Origin of the sequence: Acinetobacter sp. ANC 4558 (assembly GCF_002135375.1) — a bacterium.
Taxonomy (GTDB): Bacteria; Pseudomonadota; Gammaproteobacteria; order Pseudomonadales; family Moraxellaceae; genus Acinetobacter.
The window spans coordinates 1-16,484 of the sequence record NZ_NEGH01000017.1 but is presented as its reverse complement, the minus strand read 5'-3'; the positions used below and the strand labels follow the sequence as shown (position 1 = coordinate 16,484).

Genomic DNA, 16,484 nt, shown 5'->3' with positions numbered 1-16,484 from the left:
TGTACATCTATAAAAATTATATTCAGAACAAGACGTTAATTTTTGGCATAAATCCTGCTTCATAGCATTCGTGCTTGTATGTAAGATGGACTCAAATATGCTTTTAAATGACGTTTGTGGATGGACAATTCATGATTGGCAATTGGCTTATCAACGTGGTGAATTTTCCATAGAGCAATTAATCGACTTAGTTAAAAATTTAGATATACAAGACAATGCATGGATCACCTTAGCAACCACTGAACAAATCAGGGAGCAAATCAGTAATCTGCAACAACTTAACCCGCATACAGCAAATCCTTATCAACAATATCCATTATATGGAATTCCATTTGCTGTTAAAGATAACATTGATGTAGAAGGGTTTATTACAACGGCTGCATGTAATGCGCTGACGCTACCTGCCACACAAGATGCCGAACTTGTTAAATTATTAAAACAAGCAGGTGCAATTGTGATTGGTAAAACTAACTTAGATCAGTTTGCAACAGGGCTTGTAGGTACACGTTCACCTTATGGGATTGTTGAAAATGTATTTAATCCCAAATACGTTAGTGGGGGTTCCAGTTCTGGTTCTGCCAGTGTCGTCGCTCGTGGCTTTGTACCTTTTTCATTAGGAACAGATACTGCTGGTTCTGGTCGTGTCCCAGCTGGTTTTAATAATATTGTAGGCTTAAAGCCGACTAAAGGACGTTTTTCTAATTTCGGTTTATTTCCTGCATGTAAAAGTATTGACTGCATTTCAATTTTTGCTTTGACCGTTGAAGATGCTGAATATGTTGCAAATTTACTTGAAAAATATGATGCTAGAGATGGCTATTCTAGAAAAAATCCTAAAACTGCCCCTGCCCGCTTTTCATCTAAATTGAATTTTGCGATTCCTCAAGTTTTAAACTTTTGGGGAGATCAACAGTCTGAGCATGCCTTTAAACAAGCCATTCAATTATTGACCTCTTTTCAAGCCCATATTACAGAAATTGATTTTAGTGCCTTTGAAAAACTTGCTGCCCAACTTTATCAAGGACCTTGGGTTGCTGAACGAACTGCGGCTGTAGATGATTTAATTCATCAAAATCAAAAGGCTTTCGACCCAACTGTCTTAGAAATTATTAAACAAGGTTATCAATTTACTGCAATTGATGCCTATAACGCTGAATATTTAAAACAAAATTTAGCACGCACCATTCAAGAAACTCTAGCAAATTTTGATGCCTTAATTGTTCCAACATCGCCAACAATTTATACCATTGAAGAGGTAAAACTTGAACCCATCAAGTTAAATTCTCAATTTGGAACCTATACAAATTTTACCAATTTAGCCGATCTAAGCGCACTCGCATTACCCGCAGGCTTTAGAGCAGATGGCTTACCTTTTGGTATCACTCTTATTGCTCCTGCGTGGCATGATGCAGCTTTAGCTCATTTTGGCAAAATTTGGCAAAATCATTTGAATTTAAGTTTAGGTGCAACAGGTCAAAACCTAAAGCCTCATCAATCTATTTTAGCGCCTTCGAACCATCATATTCGTCTTGCCGTTGTCGGTGCACATTTAACGGGGATGCCATTGAATTTTCAATTACTCACCCGAGATGCAGTACATATAGAAACAACACGAACAGCTCATAAATATTCACTTTATGAACTTCAAGGTGTTATTCCTCCTAAACCTGGTTTAGTTCGTAATGAGTCAGATGGGCAAGCAATTGTCGTTGAGCTTTGGGATATTCCGACTGCCCGATTTGGTGAATTTGTTGCTGAAATTCCTGCACCGCTTGGCATAGGTAATATTGAATTGAAAGACGGTCGTTGGGTTAAAGGCTTTATTTGTGAATCTTATGCACTCACTAATGCAAAAAATATCAGCCATTTTGGTGGATGGTATGTATATCAACAACAACAAAATAATCAAACAAAAGTTACATCTTACTAAGGAATAATCATCATGTTTCATACGGTTCTTGTTGCAAATCGCGGAGAAATTGCCGTTAGAGCAATCCGAACATTAAAAAAACTCGGAATAAAAAGTATTGCGGTCTATTCAGATATAGATCGTTTTGCACAACATGTATTAGATGCGGATATCGCCATCTCACTACAAGGCATTGAACTAGAACATACCTACTTAAATATTGATCGATTAATGGATATCGCCAAAGAAACAGGTGCTCAAGCGATTTTCCCTGGTTATGGTTTTCTCTCTGAAAGTGCCGATTTCGCACAAAGATGTGAACAGAATAATTTGGTCTTTATTGGTCCAACAGCCTTTCAAATTGAAGAGTTTGGTCTAAAACATCGTGCTCGTGAGTTAGCAGCACTCGCACATGTTCCTATGACACCAGGAACAGGCTTATTAAATAATCTAGAAGAAGCTCTTAATGCAGCGGAATCCATTGGTTATCCTATTATGCTCAAAAGTACAGCAGGTGGTGGTGGCATTGGGCTTACAAAATGTGATTCACAAACAGCGTTAATTGAGGCCTTTGAAAGTGTTAAACGTTTAGGTAAACAGTTTTTCAAAGATTCTGGTGTATTTTTAGAGCGATTTGTCGATCAGGCTAGACATATTGAAGTGCAAATTTTTGGTGATGGTCAAGGTCACGTGATTGCTTTGGGTGAACGAGATTGCTCCTTACAACGGCGCAATCAAAAAATTATAGAAGAAACACCAGCAGCACATTTACCAGAACAGACACGAGAAAAATTACATTTAGCAGCAATACAACTTGGACAAACCGTTAATTATCGCAGTGCAGGCACAGTCGAATTTATTTACGATCCATCTAAAGATGAATTTTATTTCTTAGAAGTCAATACACGCTTACAAGTTGAACATCCCGTTACAGAAATGGCCACGGGCTTAGATCTCATTGAATGCATGCTTAAAGTTGCAGCTGGTGATGAGCTCGATTGGGAAATGCTCACAAAAGTTCAACCTCAAGGATGTGCAATTGAAGTTCGCATTTATGCAGAAGATACACTGAAAAATTTCCAGCCTAGTCCAGGTGTTTTAACTGAAGTCTATTTCCCAGATGATATTCGAGTCGATACGTGGGTTTCCACAGGTACAGAAATTTCCCAATACTATGATCCAATGATTGCTAAAATTATTGTACATGCTCAAAATCGTCCAGCTGCAATACAAAAACTAAAAGAAGCCTTAGAAAAAGTGAGGCTCAATGGCATTAGTACAAACCTTGACTATATTCGTGAAATTATCGCGACATCTCAATTTGAAAATATGCAAATTTGGACACGTATGCTTGATCATTTTAAGAATACCCCCAAAGTCATTGAAGTGATTCAAGCTGGAACGCATAGCTCTATTCAGGATTATCCTGGTCGGATTGGATATTGGGATATTGGTGTTCCTCCATCTGGTCCAATGGATGATTTTGCATTCAGATTAGCCAATAAAATTGTCGGAAATGATTCTCAAGCTGCTGGTTTTGAATTTACCTTACTGGGTCCAACCCTAAAGTTTCATATTGATACAGTCATTGCTTTAACAGGTGCTCCTTGCGCTGCTTCACTTGACGAAGAAATGGTTCCATTTTGGCAACCTATTTACGTAAAATCTGGTCAAACTCTTAAATTAGGTCAAGTTGAATCAGGTTGTCGGACTTACTTGGCTGTTCGTCACGGCTTAAATGTACCTCTTTATTTGGGAAGCAGATCAACTTTTGCCTTAGGAAACTTTGGTGGACATGCTGGACGTATACTTCGTATGGGCGACATGATTAAAACTGTCGATCCAGCACAGCTTCAACCAGAGCAATCTGCAGCCACTGCAGTACCTCGTGCCTTACCCAATGAACTCATCCCGACTTATCATAAAGAGTGGAAAATTGGTGTATTATATGGACCACATGGAGCCCCAGATTTTTTTAAACAAGAATATATTGATGAATTTTTTGCATCAGAATGGACCGTCCATTTTAATTCAAATCGCTTAGGAATTCGCTTAAGCGGTCCATCTCCAAGTTGGGCACGTGAAAACGGTGGTGAAGCTGGATTACATCCTTCAAATATTCATGACTGTGAATATGCAATTGGTGCTATTAACTTCACAGGGGATTTCCCCGTTATTTTAGCCAAGGATGGACCAAGCTTAGGGGGCTTTGTATGCCCTGTGACGATTGCAAAAGCAGAATTATGGAAAATCGGACAACTGAAAGCAGACGATAAAATTTCCTTTTTTCCATTAACCATAGAACAAGCAAATCAATTAGAACAGCAACAACTCGACTTTATTGAAAATTTTGAAATTACAACAACCTTAAATCCACTTTCCCATGCTGTAACGGTAACTGGGGGCATTATTCTCGCACAAAAAGAACAAACAACGCTTTCACCTAAAACAATCTATCGTCAGGCAGGTGATAGCTATATCTTGCTTGAATACGGAGATAATATTCTCGATCTCTCACTACGATTACGCGTTCATCAACTGATTGAAATGATTCGTGCTCAATCTATAGCAGGTATTTTGGAACTCTCACCAGGCGTACGTTCATTACAAATTAAATATGATGGTTTAATCATTTCACAATCAACCTTAATGCATAAGCTCCTTCTCTTAGAAGATCAAATGGGTGATTTGAGTCAAATCAGAATTCCATCTCGTATTCTGTATTTGCCTATGGCTTTTGAAGACCGTGCAACCTTAGATGCAGTTGAACGTTATCAGGAAAGTGTATGTTCTAAAGCACCTTGGCTACCGAATAATGTTGACTTTATTCAACGGATTAATGGATTAGAACATCGTAATCAAGTTAAACAAGTTGTATTTGATGCCAATTATCTTGTACTCGGATTAGGAGATGTGTATCTAACAGCTCCTTGTGCCGTTCCAATTGATCCACGCCATCGACTACTTAGTTCTAAATATAATCCTGCCCGTACATTTACAGCGGAAGGAACTGTTGGTATTGGTGGAATGTACATGTGCATTTATGGAATGGACTCCCCTGGAGGTTATCAATTAGTTGGTCGTACTATCCCTATTTGGAATAAATTTAAAAAGAATAAACAGTTTGGTGATCAACCTTGGTTCTTGCAGTTTTTTGATCAAATTAAGTTTTTTGAAGTTTCTGAAACTGAACTTGAACAATGGCGTTTAGATTTTGCCAATGGGCAAGCCCAGATCCGTATCGAAGAGACTATTTTTGATTATGCTGAACATTGTCAATTTTTAGCAGATCACGCACAAAGTATTACAGACTTCCAAGAAAAGCAGCAATTGGCATTTAAAACAGAGGTAACACGTTGGAAAAATGAATTTGTTCATGCAGAAGAAATTCATGAGCCTGAAGTTGAACAACAAGACTTTAGTGATTTTATTGCACTAAATGCATCTATGACTGGAAATGTATGGAAAGTCTTGGTTGAACAAGGTCAAATTGTCAAAAAGGGTGAAACCATTGCCATTATTGAAGCAATGAAAATGGAATTACCTGTTTATGCTGATGAAGAAGGTACGGTAAAAGCCATTATTTGTCGTGCTGGTCAAACAGTACATACAGGTGAGCCTCTTGTTTATATGAAATAATTCTCTCAATTGATCAAAAGCCCAAACAATTTGTTTGGGCTTTTGATTTCAGTGCGTCCAATAGCAACTTATTCTCCATTATTTCTTCAAACAATTAAGAAAATTTTACATCATCAGAAATAGACTGCTATATACTCATGTCAAGAATAGGCTGATATAAGGAGGTCTCGCACACCATGAATAAAACAAAATTGATAACGTGTGTTAGTTTAATATTAATGACCACATCATTATGGGCTAACCCAACAACATCGCCCCTGAATAATAATCAAAACCAGGCTGATGAAAATGGATTAATTTCACCTTATGGGCAAAACCCCAATATTTTTCATGTATTTGCCTATAAAACCCAAGAGGGAATTAAAAATACCGCAACTCGAATTGGATCTGCAACTGAACGTGGTTGGAATAAATTAAAACCCAAAGCCAAAGCAGCAGAAGAAGGTATAGAACATACAGCACAGGCAGCTGGACAAAAAATCACGGAAGTTAAAAATGGCGTGTTTGGAGACCCTAAAGATGGTCCTGCCCCAATTATTCAACAACCTTTAGAACAAAATACGCGAGTCAATCCTTAAGAAAAGATCAAACTCAAACAAAAATATTGTCAATATAAGTAAACTTTTTCAAAATACAAGCTCAGATTCCTGAGCTTGTATTTTATTTTTCATTTACCAAAAGTATGAAATTTTTATCTCTAGTTAACTTGTCGAATGACTTTTCCTTGTATAAATGCATCTGTATTTTCAACCAATTGATTGATAATGCGTTGACGTGCATCAACGCTTCCCCATGCACTATGCGGTGTGATGAGTAAATTAGGAATGCTCGGATTCAGCAATACATTTCCATCTTTAGGTGGTTCCACAGTAAGTACATCCGTTGCCGCACCTGCAATTTCATGTCGAATCAAAGCCTCAGCCAATGCATTCTCGTTCACAACTCCACCTCGAGCACAATTAACTAAAAATGCACTTTTTTTCATGATCGAAAACTCATGAGCATGTATTAAATCTTGTGTGTCTTCTGTTAATGGACAATGTAAGGTGAGAAAATCCACTTGTGATAATAATGTCGTTAAAGGAATTCGTGTTTCATGAATCGGGCGATTTGGAAGCTGTGCAACCAATACAGTCATACCAAAAGCTTCTGCCAATTTCGCAACAGCATGTCCTAACTCACCAAAACCCACAATTCCTAAAGTTTTTCCTGCCAGTTCCACAATTGGAAAATCGAGTAAACAAAATTGAGAAGAGTGATTCCATTTACCTTGCTGTACTGCACGATCATAATCACGATATGAGGTCGCCAAATTAAGTATCAGCATCAAAGTATGTTGTGCAACTGCTGATGTCCCATAAGCTTGGCAATTACAAACAATGATGCCCTGTGCTGTTGCCTGAACCAAATCAATATTGTTGGTTCCTGTTGCCGAAATTAAAATTAGCTTTAACTTCGGACATTGTTGAATCGTCTCAGCGTTAATGATCACTTTATTACTAATGATCACATCTACATCACGTACACGTTCAAGCAACTCTAAAGATGATGTTGTAGGATATACATCTAATTCATCATAAATTGCATGAAGTGCGCTAAAATCTAAATCATCTTTGTCTAAAGATGCATAATCTAAAAATACAGCTTTCACATGACACTCCTTGCAATTTAAATCTTTATTTAAAGCTCTGGTTCATGAATAAACTTGGCAGTTTCTGGCATATCTTCAATGAATTCACAACCACCGTATTCATCACTACTTAAATTTAACTGTTTATAGCTAATTGCAAAATAATCACCGTACTTCTTCAACACAAGTGGGTGCATACCTAAAGCCAAATCTTCATCTTCTCTGAATAGCTTTAAAATATTCCGATCATTCATTGCGACAATATAAGGTTCATCATTCAAATAAATTTGTACTAAACCACTATTTTTAGCATAAATTGGAATTAAAAACTTATGATTGAGTGCAATTGCATGCGATGCATAGCCTTCAATTTTTTGACTAATGACATTAAACACTAAGCCGTGTCCAAAATCGTCTAGCAATAAACTACGGGTTTCTTGCGGTACATTGATCTGTAAACCTAATTTTTTTAAATCGTGCTGATCAACCTGTTTATTACTAAATAAAGAACGTATTAAATTTTGTTTCAACTTGCTGTCAAAGAAATTACTGTCCACCTGAAAATCATTATTTTTCAGAATCTGACCTAAAGATCCACGATGCTTTGGTAATAAATTTTCAATCACTTTACGGTAATAAAATTTACTATTTTTTTTGACTTCACGGATTTGTTGATAAAAATAGGCTGAATCAAATTTATGCGTTAAAAAATCATTGAGCAATTTTGAGCTGGCTAAAATTGCAATTGCATCATGACCTGTATGTGGTAAATGTAATGTATTTACATGTGGAATAAGCGCTTTAATTTTAATGTAATGAGCAGAATCTTCCTCATAATAAGGATCATATACCACAATATATTCACGGTTCTCAGAAACATCCTCAGGTTTGATTTTCATTTCCCGATTAACTTCTTCATGATAAAACATGTTATAGCGTAAATCTGTAACATCTAATGGATCAATCGAAAACTGTGGCACTAAAGCAACAATACGTTGTAAATCTAGCAGGTTTGAATACTTAATTGCGGCATAGCCCCCCATAGAACCACCATAACCAATTCGTGTCTTAAACGGTGCTAAGTATTCTTGTATTGCCGCCATCATGTTCAACATCGAACTTTCAGGAAACCATGACTTTTCTTTTGGCATAATCCCAATCACATTGTATTGAAACTTTTCCAATGATTTTTCTGCATTAATTGCCAGTCCTTTTGCACGTGTAATTAAATCACCAAAAGAAATAATCAATTCTTGTGAAGAACCTTTAAGGAAAATAGCGCGGATATGTCCGTCTTCAAAAATTATGTGTTTATCCATTCCCTCACCGAAGCGAACTACTCTTAGTTAACATGATCAATTTTAAATTCGTTATCGTAATGACTTTATAACGAATATGTTATTGTATAGAAGCACAGCAGATTAAAAATCGCAAAATATGACACAATTTCTACATTCATCTGCGCAAAAAGGTTTCAGTTCTGCAGCAGAACTTTATCAACAAGTCCGTCCAAGTTATCCACACAATATTGGAACTTGGTTAGCCAATGAACTACGTCTGTCTGAAAATAGTACGTTAATTGACTTAGGTTCAGGCACTGGCAAATTCTTACCCTATTTACAGCAAATAAGTAATCAAGTTATTGCTGTTGAACCCATTACAGCAATGTTTGAACAACTTAAGGATGCTTATCCTAACATTCAAGCGGTTCAAGCATTTAGCCATAATCTACCATTTTCAACACATTTTGCAGATGCCATTTGTTGTGCCCAATCCTTTCATTGGTTTGCCAATATTGAAACATTAACTGAACTGCATCGTGTTTTAAAAGATCATGGATGGCTTATCTTAATTTGGAACCAACGTGATCTTGATGTTAACTGGGTCAAAGCCATTGCTGAACTGATTCAACCTTTTGAAGGAGATACCCCTCGCTACCATCACAATATTTGGAAAAATGTTTTTAAAGAACACGCTCTTTTTAACTTATATGACCACACGACATTTTCATTGGAACATCATGGTACGGTTGAACAAGTTGTTTCTAAACGCTTCCTTTCGACCAGCTTTATTGCAGCAATGCCTCTCGATCAACAACAAGAATTAAAACATAAAATTGAGGAGGTTTTACGTGACTATACTCAAAAAACAGCGCAAGATGAAATAGCGTTTCCATACATCACACATGTTTATATTTTTCAAAAGATACCCAGTTTGTTAGGATAAACTTATGCTCAATTTAAAATCTCCAGTGATAGCAATAACATTATTCAGCTCTGCCTTATTCCTCAGCGCTTGCGATCAAAAAAATACTGAAAAAAAGAATGAAATAACAACTGAAGATCAGGTGATTCAGGAATTATCTCCTCAACCCATTAAACAATTTACAAAAACTGCAAATGATACCCATGACATCAAACTACTCATTGATTATGATGAGCGCTATACAGACGTCAGCGATGAACTAGAAAGTGATCTAGAAAAAATGAAAAATGCAGGAACTTTAACTGCTGAATTTGCATATAGCCGCAAACATGACAGCATACTTTCAGCCTTAGAAATGTTAAAACAACTAAATCTCAAAACAGAACAAGGTCGTTATATTCAAGGACTGCTTGCAAATTATTGGGAAGAACAAGAAAAGCTACTTCAAGCGCATAAAGCCCAAGCAAATCAAAGCCCAAATATCACTGAAGACAATGAAAGTGCCATGCAAAGTGATATACAAGCGCAAGAGCAACTTGAATATTGGCGTACACAATATCCTGAACTCGAAACTAAAGTTCAAGAATAAAAATCAATAAAAAAGGAATCATAGGATTCCTTTTTTATTTTGCCATACCTTCACATTGAGGTAGATCATCATAAATGACATCCCATTCCGCTTTAGAGCCAACAAAAATATGCTGTGTCGGCTTATGATCAATCGGTGTATCTAAAGTACCAATTCTTAAACGGTAAAAATTTGGAGTTGCTTCCTTAATACTCATAATAGGTGATCCACATTCACCACAAAAACAACGCTCTGTTGCTTCACTCGATTTGTATTTTTTGATAACCCCTTCACCTTGTGTAAACTTAAATTCAGATCTCACCACAGGTGCATTGGTTGCAAAAGCCGTTCCATTCGCTTTTCTACATTTTTGACAATGACATTGTATGATTGGACCAATTTCACCATCAATTTGATATTGAACAGCACCACACAAACAGCTACCCGTATATTTTTTTGGATGTGTCATCTTACTTACCCAAGCATTAATTTCTTAACGACATTAGCATAAAATACAAACATCAATATATAAAAGATTATTGATGTGACAGCAAACATTGATGAACGCCTTCACCCGCAGCACGCCCAGTCGCAAAACATGCTGTTAATAAATATCCCCCTGTTGGCGCATCCCAATCTAACATTTCACCACATACAAATATTTTAGAATGATTTTTCAATTGTAAATGTTCAGTTAAATATTCACGGCGAACACCGCCAGCACAACTAATCGCCTCTTCAATAGAACGAAAACCAGTTAAGTCAATTTCAAGATGCTTAATTTTCTGTGCAAGTATGTTCGGTTGATACCAAAATTCTTTTGCAACCAATTCACGGACTAAGTTTGCTTTCGCATGATCTAATCCTGCTTTACGCCAAACATTATTTAATGATTGTCTTTGACTGGGTTGTAATTTTTGTGTGAGTTGCTCTCGGTTTTGGTCTGGCAATAAATCTAAAATCAATTGCAATGGTTGTCGATTTTTTTTCTGCTGACGTAGGGCTCGCCCCTGTTTATAAATCAGACCACTTTCCAAACCATAATGAGTAATGACGATATCACCCATTGTTTTAGCACCATCACTCACCCAAGCCTCAACGCGTTTTAGTGGTTCTCCAAAAACAGGTTGCATAAATTTAGACCAATGTCGTTCGACACCAACATTACTCGCTTGAAATGGCTCTATTTCATCACGATTCAACCATTTTTGCCACAAACCATCACTGCCCAAAGACGGCCAAGATACTGCACCACATGCTAAAATAATAGCATCAAAATGTATTTGATCTATGTGTTCATTCATTACGTTTTGAATGCTCAGCTGTGTACCCAATATATCTATAACCCGATGTCGATAATGAAATTGCACGCCATGTTCCGCTAAACGTTTTAACCAAGAACGCAATAACGGTGCAGCTTTCATTTCTATTGGGAAAACCCGTCCTGAAGACCCAATATAAGACTCAACACCCAACCCTTTCATCCAATTTTGAATCCACAATGCATCGCATTGTTGAACCCAAGGTTCAAGCCATTCTCTCTGATCATATCGTTGTATAAATGTTTCGAAAGGCTCGGAATGGGAAATATTTAAACCTGTTTTTCCTGCCATTAAAAACTTTCGTGCCGCAGAAGGTTTTTGCTCATAGATATGCACATGATAATCATATTGACTCAAGACTTCCGCAGCCATTAATCCTGCAGGTCCAGCACCAATTATTGCGATACGTTTGGTCATTTACATTTAACCTTTATTTTCATAACTTTGCCCATTGAGCGGTGCAAAATCATCAAACCGAGTTGTATAAACTTCAGGTTTATGAATAATCAATTGCTGACACAATTCACCACGTTCTAAATATTTAATTTCAAAATGCGTTCGTGCAGATGTAAGGGGAATCTCCTCTTTTACAAATGGCAACTTCCATACATGCACTAATTGCTCTACAGCTTCATCAATATATTCAGTAATATTACTCGCCAAAGTAATGCTGCCACCGACTTTTAAACGTGACAACAGAAACTCAAAAAATGGCATATTTAACCATCGCTGTGCTGCGTTATGTGGTTCAGGGTTTGGATACAAGATAAAAAATTGCTCAACTTGTTCTGGAAATAATGCATGCACCACCCAAGGTAAAGCATCTGCATGAATCACCTCTAAGTTGGTTTGCCCTTCGAGTTCGTGCTGTTTTTGCATAGCTAAAAACTTTTCTCGCGTTCTTTCTATTGCAAGTAATTTCTTATTTGGATTTTCTCTACTAAACAATAATGCATGTTTACCTTTTCCAGCACCAATTTCAACACAAATTGGCTCATTGGCAATGGCTTTAAAATCACGAGGGGCATACATACGATGCGCTTGAAATTGACGAATTGACATAATCAGATCAAACTAACAAAAACGGCACAAGTCTAACAAGTGTGCCCGTATTTACCTAATTCTATCCCTATCTATTTTTAATTTTGATTGATCAAACCTTGTTTTTATTGGAGTCATTTCCCATGCCTACAACATTAAATTGCCCAAGATGTGGTGAACTCACAACATGGGAACAGAATGAATCTCGCCCATTTTGCTCAGAACGTTGTAAACTCATCGATTTTGGAGCTTGGGCCAAAGAAGAGTATAAACTCCCAACTCAAGATGCACCTCAAGCTGATGGTGGAAGCGAAGAAGATACACTCTAAGCGCAATTACCCTGCTAAAATAAAAAAGTCTGTGAATACAGACTTTTTTATAAATGGACTTAATCCACACCCATCTCATTAACCTGCTTTTCCTGCAACGAATGGATTATGCTGTTTTTCAAAGCCAATGGTACTGATTGGACCATGTCCTGAAATAAATTGTGTTTCATCTGGTAAGCTGAAACATTCTCGTTGAATCGAGTCTAATAACTGCTGATGATTTCCTTTTGGAAAATCAGTTCGTCCAATTGAACCCTTAAACAACACGTCGCCTGTCCATAATAAAGCATAATTTTTATTATAAAACATCACATGACCTGGTGTATGGCCTGGTGCAAAACGAACCTCAAATTCCTCATCACCTAGTTTGAGTATTTCACCACCATTCAACCACTGGTCTACATTCACTTTTTCAGGAATTGGAAAACCATATTTAGCTGAAACTTCTTGAATCATATCGAGCCAAAAAGCATCTTCTTTATGTGGACCAATCACAGGAACATTCCATTCATTCCTTAACGCACCAACTGCACCAGCATGATCTAAATGTCCATGCGTTAACCAAAGTGCTTTCACATTTAGCCCTAATTTTTCAATTTCAGCTTTAAGTTTTTCAGGCTCACCGCCTGCATCAATTAAAATGGCATCTTTGGTTTCAGAATCCCAAAGAATTGAACAATTTTGTTGAAATGCGGTTACTGGCACAATTTTAACTTGTAACATCTGGCAAAATCCTCAGAGAATTTAATAGGCTAATGTTTGTTTTAAAGCATCAAGATGAGCCTGAACTAAGATACTGAATAAAGCGATATGATCTTCACGTAAATTTAAGGCAGGAATATAAGCATAGGCTTGTCCGCCTGCTTGCTGAAATATTTCTTTATTTTGAATTGCTAATTCTTCAAGTGTTTCCAAACAATCTGCTGAAAATGCTGGACTCATAATTTGTACAGACTTTACACCTTGCTGCCCCCACGTTTGCAATACTACATCTGTATAAGGCTTCACCCATTCTTGCTTACCAAAACGTGACTGAAAACTTATTTCCCATTCATCTGCCTTTAAATTTAATGCTTGGGCAACCAATTGACCTGTAATACGACAACGATCTGCATAAGGGTCGCCTTTGTCTGCATAAGGCTGAGGAATTCCGTGAAATGACATTAATAGTTTTTCAGCCTGACCATGTTGGTTTTGATAATCACGTACGCTTTGTGCTAAGGCTTGAATATATAATGGATGTTGATAATAATCTCGAATTACGCTTAAACCAGGTAAATTCCGCTGCTTCAATACCCAGTTTGCAACTGCATCATATAAAGGCGCTGTCGATGTGGCAGAATACTGAGGGAATAAGGGAAATAAAATAATATGATCAGATTTATGCTGCTGACATTGCTCTAACGCATGATGAATACTTGGCTGTCCATACGTCATTGCTGGAACAATATTTAAATCTAAATCTGGATAGTGTTTTGCTAATTGTTGATTAAGCATAGAAACTTGTTGCAATAAAATCTCACGCATTGGTGAATCTTCTGACCATATCATCTGATAGGCATGTGAAACTCGCTTTGGGCGAAAGGGTAAAATAAATACATTTAAAATAATTTGCCAAATTGGTTTTGGAATTTCAATCACACGTTGATCAGATAAAAATTGTTTTAAAAATTTTCGAACTGCTGGCGCAGTAGGAGCATCTGGTGTCCCCAGATTTGCGAGAATAATCGTGACTTTAGGTTTTACAGTAGAAATCATGATGTCCTCTAAATATGACGGAATAAGCTTATCGTAATACAACTTTTTTAAAGTTGATGAATTGATCAATTAAATAAGTATAAATCAATCGATATTTCACTATTCCAATAAATTAATCGCTTGCCAAGAAATATCTTCTGAAATTATTTTTTGCAAAATACCGCGCATATTTTCTGCATTATTCCCACTAAAATAACATTCAATTCTCAGTGTATTTGAATCGATGGGTGATGATGCTAACAATTCATTCTTAATTAAAATACGTGCAGTTTGACGTGCAACTGCAAGCCCCGAATCAATTAATATAAATTGTGCTGGAAATACCGTTTCTATTGCTGCTTTTAAAAATGGATAATGTGTACAACCTAAGACAAGATAATCTACATTTTCATCTACAACGGGTTGTAATACTTCTTTTAATTTTTGTAAACATATAGATTCCATATGCTCACCAGCTTCAACGATAGGGACTAAATCTAGACATATAACAGGTAATACTTTGACCTCAGATGGAATGGCAAAATTCTCTATAACATCTTGTATCAATCGTCCACGAAACGTTGCAGGGGTTGCTAAAACAGCCACCTTTTTTGTTTTTGTTTGTAATATCGCAGGTTTTAAGGCAGGTACCAATCCAATAATTGGAAAATGGTCACCATAATGCTCTCTTAAATGATCTAAACTAAATGCAGATGCTGTATTACAAGCAACAACAGCAACTTTACAGCCTTGGCGATAAAGCCACTCAACAGCTTGTGCAGTTAACTCACGTATATTTTGATTATCACGTGGTCCATATGGCACGTGAGCAGTGTCAGCAAAATAAACAATACGTTCATTGGGTAAATATCGTGCAATTTCAATCGCTATAGATAAACCACCAATCCCAGAATCAAAAATACCAATCGGTGCATCAGCAGCGGCCTTTGACATCGGTTCATTGAATGGATAAATAGGATGAATTGCTTTCATATCTACTCAGCTGAGTCAAAAAAATAAAGGAGTGAAGCCAAAGCTTAAACCTCAGCAGCCTAATTGCAAACTAAAATTACCACTTTGTAAACTCAATATGGTCTCTTTTTGATCAGTTTCATATAACTCTCCCATTTCAATTAAATGAAAAAAAGCAGCACGCTGAATTAAAGCATTTATACCAAATCTCACCTGTACATATGGCCTTAATTCACCCTGATATTCACGCATAAAAATAGCATGATCTTGATCTACTAAAATAATATCGTCCGTTGTTGTTGTAAATTGCAAATATTTTTGACCGTCTATCAAAATTTGATCGACTTGATTGACAAATAAAGGCTCATCTTCAACTTGAATTTCAATTTTTTCAGCAGGCGTCTTTAAATAAAATTTATTATTTTCTTTCCATAATACTGTAGAAAACAAATTAATAAGTGCCTGTCTTCGAATCGGTTGACCTTCGTGCCACCATTCTCCATTTTCTTTGATGACTAAATCCATTGTGCCACACTGCTTTGGATGCCATTGTGCTAATGGGGGGATTGACTTTTTGTGACCGTACTGTCCATCTTTTAAGTATTGTGTAATATCCATTAAATTTTTATCATCACTATTCGCAGGATTTTTCGTCATATTTGGTGATTTATTTTGAATTCCCATCAGTTAATACTCCAATGACGTAAAATAATATAGTTAAGCCAATTGGCTAGGACACGGTTTAAAACTATACTAGCCCACAATACAAAAGACGCATAATTAATTTGTGTCTCGGCTTTACAGAACACTCATGGCAGCGCCGTCTTTTTAGTCGTCACGGTTGCCACCTTCGCAAAATATGAGGAGTCCTAGATGGAACACATCGAACGTGAATCTATGGAATTTGACGTTGTCATCGTCGGTGCAGGACCTGCGGGTCTTTCTGCTGCGATCAAAATTCGTCAACTGGCTATTGAAAATAATTTAAATGATCTTTCCGTTTGTGTGGTTGAAAAAGGCTCCGAAGTCGGTGCGCATATTCTCTCTGGGGCTGTTCTTGAACCTCGTGCCATCAATGAACTCTTCCCTAACTGGAAAGATGAAGGTGCACCATTAAATGTTCCTGTCGTTG

General features: G+C 36.9%; 16 protein-coding genes. 7 read left to right on the top strand and 9 right to left on the bottom strand.

Features of this window, described 5'->3' with window-relative positions; all coding sequences use genetic code 11:
• Positions 1-97: 97 nt before the first annotated feature.
• The 3 genes from atzF to B9T31_RS16160 all read left to right on the top strand — a co-directional run bounded on the left by atzF (position 98) and on the right by B9T31_RS16160 (position 6,126).
• A complete protein-coding gene (atzF, locus tag B9T31_RS16170; protein ID WP_086182966.1) occupies positions 98-1,930 on the top strand; it encodes an allophanate hydrolase in 1,833 nt (610 codons plus the stop codon).
• A gap of 12 nt (positions 1,931-1,942) precedes the next feature.
• The gene (gene uca, locus B9T31_RS16165; protein WP_086182965.1) at positions 1,943-5,548 is read left to right on the top strand and encodes an urea carboxylase; all 3,606 of its coding nucleotides are present in this window, start codon (positions 1,943-1,945) and stop codon (positions 5,546-5,548) included.
• A gap of 176 nt (positions 5,549-5,724) precedes the next feature.
• Positions 5,725-6,126 carry a hypothetical protein gene (locus tag B9T31_RS16160; protein ID WP_086182964.1) on the top strand — a complete coding sequence of 134 codons (402 nt, stop codon included), beginning with the start codon at positions 5,725-5,727 and terminating at the stop codon, positions 6,124-6,126.
• A 119-nt stretch (positions 6,127-6,245) separates the two neighbouring features.
• Here B9T31_RS16160 and B9T31_RS16155 read toward each other — a convergent pair whose 3' ends face one another.
• Together B9T31_RS16155 and B9T31_RS16150 are read right to left on the bottom strand one after the other, a co-directional pair.
• Positions 6,246-7,199 (bottom strand): 2-hydroxyacid dehydrogenase, encoded by a 954-nt coding sequence (locus tag B9T31_RS16155; protein WP_086182963.1) that lies wholly within the window; start codon positions 7,197-7,199, stop codon positions 6,246-6,248.
• Positions 7,200-7,228: 29 nt separating this feature from the next.
• Positions 7,229-8,497 (bottom strand): hypothetical protein, encoded by a 1,269-nt coding sequence (locus B9T31_RS16150; RefSeq protein WP_086182962.1) that lies wholly within the window; start codon positions 8,495-8,497, stop codon positions 7,229-7,231.
• Between the two features lie 118 nt (positions 8,498-8,615).
• Here B9T31_RS16150 and B9T31_RS16145 point away from each other — a divergent pair, with 118 nt between their 5' ends.
• Together B9T31_RS16145 and B9T31_RS16140 are read left to right on the top strand one after the other, a co-directional pair.
• Positions 8,616-9,404, top strand: a complete 789-nt coding sequence (locus tag B9T31_RS16145; protein ID WP_086182961.1) for a class I SAM-dependent methyltransferase — start codon at positions 8,616-8,618, stop codon at positions 9,402-9,404.
• Positions 9,405-9,408: 4 nt separating this feature from the next.
• The gene (locus B9T31_RS16140) at positions 9,409-9,972 is read left to right on the top strand and encodes a hypothetical protein (protein ID WP_086182960.1); all 564 of its coding nucleotides are present in this window, start codon (positions 9,409-9,411) and stop codon (positions 9,970-9,972) included.
• A 34-nt stretch (positions 9,973-10,006) separates the two neighbouring features.
• Here B9T31_RS16140 and B9T31_RS16135 read toward each other — a convergent pair whose 3' ends face one another.
• The 3 genes from B9T31_RS16135 to B9T31_RS16125 all read right to left on the bottom strand — a co-directional run bounded on the left by B9T31_RS16135 (position 10,007) and on the right by B9T31_RS16125 (position 12,341).
• A complete protein-coding gene (locus B9T31_RS16135) occupies positions 10,007-10,420 on the bottom strand; it encodes a GFA family protein (protein WP_086182959.1) in 414 nt (137 codons plus the stop codon).
• Between the two features lie 67 nt (positions 10,421-10,487).
• The gene (locus B9T31_RS16130) at positions 10,488-11,690 is read right to left on the bottom strand and encodes a TIGR03862 family flavoprotein (protein ID WP_086182958.1); all 1,203 of its coding nucleotides are present in this window, start codon (positions 11,688-11,690) and stop codon (positions 10,488-10,490) included.
• Between the two features lie 6 nt (positions 11,691-11,696).
• On the bottom strand, positions 11,697-12,341 hold the full coding sequence (locus tag B9T31_RS16125) for an SAM-dependent methyltransferase (RefSeq protein ID WP_171264788.1): 645 nt from the start codon (positions 12,339-12,341) through the stop codon (positions 11,697-11,699).
• Positions 12,342-12,457: 116 nt separating this feature from the next.
• Between B9T31_RS16125 and B9T31_RS16120 the strand changes: the two genes are divergently transcribed.
• Positions 12,458-12,643 (top strand): DNA gyrase inhibitor YacG, encoded by a 186-nt coding sequence (locus B9T31_RS16120; RefSeq protein WP_086182956.1) that lies wholly within the window; start codon positions 12,458-12,460, stop codon positions 12,641-12,643.
• Positions 12,644-12,721: 78 nt separating this feature from the next.
• Here B9T31_RS16120 and B9T31_RS16115 read toward each other — a convergent pair whose 3' ends face one another.
• The 4 genes from B9T31_RS16115 to B9T31_RS16100 all read right to left on the bottom strand — a co-directional run bounded on the left by B9T31_RS16115 (position 12,722) and on the right by B9T31_RS16100 (position 16,036).
• Positions 12,722-13,366 carry an MBL fold metallo-hydrolase gene (locus B9T31_RS16115; protein ID WP_086182955.1) on the bottom strand — a complete coding sequence of 215 codons (645 nt, stop codon included), beginning with the start codon at positions 13,364-13,366 and terminating at the stop codon, positions 12,722-12,724.
• 21 nt (positions 13,367-13,387) lie between these two features.
• The gene (hemH, locus tag B9T31_RS16110; RefSeq protein WP_086182954.1) at positions 13,388-14,401 is read right to left on the bottom strand and encodes a ferrochelatase; all 1,014 of its coding nucleotides are present in this window, start codon (positions 14,399-14,401) and stop codon (positions 13,388-13,390) included.
• Between the two features lie 99 nt (positions 14,402-14,500).
• Positions 14,501-15,373, bottom strand: a complete 873-nt coding sequence (gene murI, locus B9T31_RS16105; protein ID WP_086182953.1) for a glutamate racemase — start codon at positions 15,371-15,373, stop codon at positions 14,501-14,503.
• Positions 15,374-15,424: 51 nt separating this feature from the next.
• Positions 15,425-16,036 (bottom strand): DUF1285 domain-containing protein, encoded by a 612-nt coding sequence (locus B9T31_RS16100; RefSeq protein ID WP_086182952.1) that lies wholly within the window; start codon positions 16,034-16,036, stop codon positions 15,425-15,427.
• A 189-nt stretch (positions 16,037-16,225) separates the two neighbouring features.
• On the opposite strand from B9T31_RS16100, the gene B9T31_RS16095 reads away from it, so the two are divergent.
• A partial coding sequence (locus B9T31_RS16095) for an NAD(P)/FAD-dependent oxidoreductase (RefSeq protein WP_139840934.1) occupies positions 16,226-16,484 on the top strand: 259 nt, incomplete at its 3' end.

Coding starts and splice junctions, on each gene's coding strand:
- B9T31_RS16160 (WP_086182964.1), top strand. CDS start 5,725: ATGAATAAAACAAAATTGATAACGTGTGTTAGTTTAATATTAATGACC.
- B9T31_RS16150 (WP_086182962.1), bottom strand. CDS start 8,497: ATGGATAAACACATAATTTTTGAAGACGGACATATCCGCGCTATTTTC.
- B9T31_RS16135 (WP_086182959.1), bottom strand. CDS start 10,420: ATGACACATCCAAAAAAATATACGGGTAGCTGTTTGTGTGGTGCTGTT.
- atzF (WP_086182966.1), top strand. CDS start 98: ATGCTTTTAAATGACGTTTGTGGATGGACAATTCATGATTGGCAATTG.
- murI (WP_086182953.1), bottom strand. CDS start 15,373: ATGAAAGCAATTCATCCTATTTATCCATTCAATGAACCGATGTCAAAG.
- uca (WP_086182965.1), top strand. CDS start 1,943: ATGTTTCATACGGTTCTTGTTGCAAATCGCGGAGAAATTGCCGTTAGA.
- B9T31_RS16115 (WP_086182955.1), bottom strand. CDS start 13,366: ATGTTACAAGTTAAAATTGTGCCAGTAACCGCATTTCAACAAAATTGT.
- B9T31_RS16140 (WP_086182960.1), top strand. CDS start 9,409: ATGCTCAATTTAAAATCTCCAGTGATAGCAATAACATTATTCAGCTCT.
- B9T31_RS16120 (WP_086182956.1), top strand. CDS start 12,458: ATGCCTACAACATTAAATTGCCCAAGATGTGGTGAACTCACAACATGG.
- B9T31_RS16130 (WP_086182958.1), bottom strand. CDS start 11,690: ATGACCAAACGTATCGCAATAATTGGTGCTGGACCTGCAGGATTAATG.
- B9T31_RS16145 (WP_086182961.1), top strand. CDS start 8,616: ATGACACAATTTCTACATTCATCTGCGCAAAAAGGTTTCAGTTCTGCA.
- B9T31_RS16100 (WP_086182952.1), bottom strand. CDS start 16,036: ATGGGAATTCAAAATAAATCACCAAATATGACGAAAAATCCTGCGAAT.
- hemH (WP_086182954.1), bottom strand. CDS start 14,401: ATGATTTCTACTGTAAAACCTAAAGTCACGATTATTCTCGCAAATCTG.